5 protein-coding genes are annotated in these 3071 nt (G+C 49.2%); 1 reads left to right on the top strand and 4 read right to left on the bottom strand.

Translation table 11 applies throughout. The features are described from left to right. Nucleotides 1-348: S1 RNA-binding domain-containing protein (locus DBO31_RS02960; protein WP_150824405.1), on the top strand; the 348-nt coding region annotated here is incomplete at its 5' end. A 58-nt stretch (nucleotides 349-406) separates the two neighbouring features. Here the strand turns inward: DBO31_RS02960 and DBO31_RS02955 are convergent. The 4 genes from DBO31_RS02955 to DBO31_RS02940 form a co-directional block, all read right to left on the bottom strand. Beyond that, nucleotides 407-1402: an NADH:flavin oxidoreductase gene (locus DBO31_RS02955; RefSeq protein ID WP_150824404.1), complete on the bottom strand. Its 996-nt coding sequence runs from the start codon at nucleotides 1400-1402 to the stop codon at nucleotides 407-409. A 207-nt stretch (nucleotides 1403-1609) separates the two neighbouring features. Further along, nucleotides 1610-2176 (bottom strand): GTP cyclohydrolase I FolE, encoded by a 567-nt coding sequence (folE, locus tag DBO31_RS02950; protein WP_200817444.1) that lies wholly within the window; start codon nucleotides 2174-2176, stop codon nucleotides 1610-1612. A 4-nt stretch (nucleotides 2177-2180) separates the two neighbouring features. Continuing rightward, complete coding sequence (queE, locus tag DBO31_RS02945) at nucleotides 2181-2837, bottom strand: putative 7-carboxy-7-deazaguanine synthase QueE (RefSeq protein WP_113855616.1); 657 nt, start codon at nucleotides 2835-2837, stop codon at nucleotides 2181-2183. A 1-nt stretch (nucleotide 2838) separates the two neighbouring features. Beyond that, a partial coding sequence (locus tag DBO31_RS02940; RefSeq protein ID WP_200817443.1) for a 6-carboxytetrahydropterin synthase occupies nucleotides 2839-3071 on the bottom strand: 233 nt, incomplete at its 5' end.

Genomic DNA, 3071 nt, shown 5'->3' with positions numbered 1-3071 from the left:
GCCGGCGAACCAACAGTCCGTGACATATTGGAAGAATTGCGGAAACCCGGCCGGGATGTGCGCAGCGACTTCCCCAAACCGCTGACACGACGCCACGTCCTGTCCCTGGATGAACTGGAAATCGGTTCTATCGTGCGCGGTACGGTCCACAACGTCGTCGATTTCGGTGCCTTTGTCGATATCGGCCTTAAAACGCCCGGCCTCGTCCACCGGTCAGAATTATGCAATCATCCCTTCCATCACCCGACAGATATCGTACACGTCGGCGATATCGTAGACTGTATGATTCTTTCTGTAGATACAGAACGGAAACGCATTGCCTTATCCATTAAAAAAGCAACAATATAATATAGATAATATAACAGGCTGCCCTCATCGGACAGCCTGTCATGTTATCTATATTATACTATTTTCCTAATTCACGTTTCGGCCATTCCGCATCTTGTAATATGGCCCGGCCAACCCCGATCATATCAGCCGCTCCCGTGACAAGAAGGTCTTCTGCCTGTTCCACTGTCTGTACCCCACCAGTCAGGATGACCGGTACGGAAACATGATGACGGATAGCGGAAGACATATCGCGGAAATAACCCGGTTCTGTATGATCCTGGCGGACAAAGAAATTCATGCCGCCTGATACATCAATCAGATCAACCCCAGCCGTTGCAAACAATTTAGCTGCTTCCACGGCATCATTGATTGTACTGCCGCCCGGCTGATAGTCACATCCGCCAAACCGGATAGCCAGCGGATACGCCGTACCGACGACCATACGGATAGCATGGATGACCTGCAAATGGAAATGAACACGTTTTTCCAGCGTGTCACAGCCATAGGCGTCGTTACGGTGGTTGGTAAGTGGTGAATAAAATTGGTTCAGCAGATATCCATGAGCCGCATGGATTTCCACGCCGTCATATCCGGCCGCTTTGGCTCTGCCGGCAGCGGCGGCATATTCTGCTACGAGTACCTGTATTTCTTCGACAGATAACTCCCGTGGCAGGACCTGGCTCTGTTTCTGACGGGGATGTAGTACAGGAGACGGGCCCACAGCCTGCTGCCGCGTCACAATGGGATCGGCAATAGAACCGGCATGATTAATCTGAGCAAACACACGCGTACTCCCTTCGCGGTGGATACACCGGGTCAGCTGCCGCAGGCCGCCAATATCACCATTGCGGGAAATGGAAATCTGATTCGGATCGGCTTTTCCTTGCTTATCAATGTACATATGCTCCGTAATGATCAGACCCAGATAGCCCTTTTCTGCCCGTTTCTGATAATACTTACATATTTCTTCATCAATGTAGCCATGAGAAGCAGCCCGGGTAGCCATAGGCGGCATGACGATACGGTTCGTCAGCGTAAGATGATGAATCGACAGCGGTTCTTTCCATTTCATTATCAATCACTCCTTACAAGCTAAAATTACATGTTATTTCGTAACCATTCTTTTCTTTTAGTATACCATTAAACACGACTATCCTATAGGAAATTTTTAGTCTTATTCCGGGAAAATTTCCTGTAGGAATCGTCTCTGGTTCACGTATACAAAAGAGAGGCCGCGGCAAACATAGCTTTTAATGCTCATTTGCCACTGCCTCATTTGTTATCGCAGGTAGAGTTGCAATGCCGGTTCTTCCTTGAAACGGCCCCGCAGTTCGACCGTACGCGTTTTCGCATCCGTTTTCTTGATTCCCCGGGCACTGACACAACTGTGCCGGCCTTCCAGGAGGACAGCAATATCCGTACTGCCTGTGATTTCTCCCAGAATATCGGCAATATCACGGCCCAGCCGTTCCTGAAGCTGCAGCCGCCGCCCGGCCATGTCACAGATGCGGGCAATCTTAGAAAGACCAATGACCTTGCCTTTGGGAATATAGGCAACGGTCGCTTTCATATCGTACATGAGGGCCATATGATGTTCACAGTACGAAAAAAGGTCAATATCTTTCATGACGACGACCTGATCGCTGCCTGCACTAGTCGTATCTTCTGCAAAGGTCTTATCCAGCATCTGTGCCAGTTCATGATTCGTGTAATTCATGCCGTCAAAGACTTCCTGGTACATTTTGGCTACCCGTTTCGGCGTTTCCACCAGGCCCTCCCGGTCGGGATTTTCTCCGAGAGCAATGAGAATCCCCCGTACATGTTCTTCTATCGCTTTGGTATCAATCATATCAGACACCCCGTTTCTCTGGATCCCAGATAACCTTATGTATCTGGATTTGTAAACGCACATCGTTCATTTTATGTGTTTCCATGAAAGCAACCATATCGACCGGTTCAATCGAACCGAATACTGGACTGAGATACACATGGCATCGTTCTGTCAGCCTGTATTCTTGTATGACTTCCCACGCCCGCTGCAGGTCTTCCTGGCTGCCGCAGACAAACTTCACCGTATCCTGCTTTTCCAGGACAGAAAAATTCTCCACTTTCATAGCCCGTTCCCAGCCGCTGGAAGGCAATTTGTAATCCATCGTAAAGACAGGCCGCGCAGGCATACAGAATGGACGCAGGTCTACAGCGCCGTTCGTTTCAATTTCTACGCGGATTTTTGGCTGTGCCAGGAGTTTTTCTATTAATTCAGCGATTCCCTGAGACAGCAGCGGTTCCCCACCAGTGAGCGTAACATTATGCACGCCCGTAGACAGGACGTACTCCACGATTTCATCGGGTGTCAGTTCTTCATAGGGACAATCCGCTTCATAGGCCCATGACGTATCACAGTAACTGCAGCGGAGATTACATCCCTGAAAACGCACAAATACAGACAACTCACCTGCCCGGTTCCCTTCCCCGTTGATACTGATAAATTTCTCTGCTACCTTCATGTCAGCCTCCATAAGACGCACAATTATTAGGCGTTTCGTATACATCTACACGGGAAACATCATATCCCTGCCGTTGCAGCGTTTCATAAACATGGCGGGAAAACTCCTCTGCCGTCGGCCGGAAGGGTACTTCACGGAGACAGAAATCTTCTTCCTTCAGGGCGGCTACAGTCGTTTCCTTCAGAGATCCCGTTTCATATATCAGGCTGTGGTCATAGAAATCACAAATATCTT

Source organism: Megasphaera sp. DJF_B143 (assembly GCF_900320625.1).
Classification (GTDB): Bacteria; Bacillota; Negativicutes; order Veillonellales; family Megasphaeraceae; genus Megasphaera; species Megasphaera hexanoica.
This window is presented reverse-complemented; position numbering and strand designations above follow the sequence as displayed.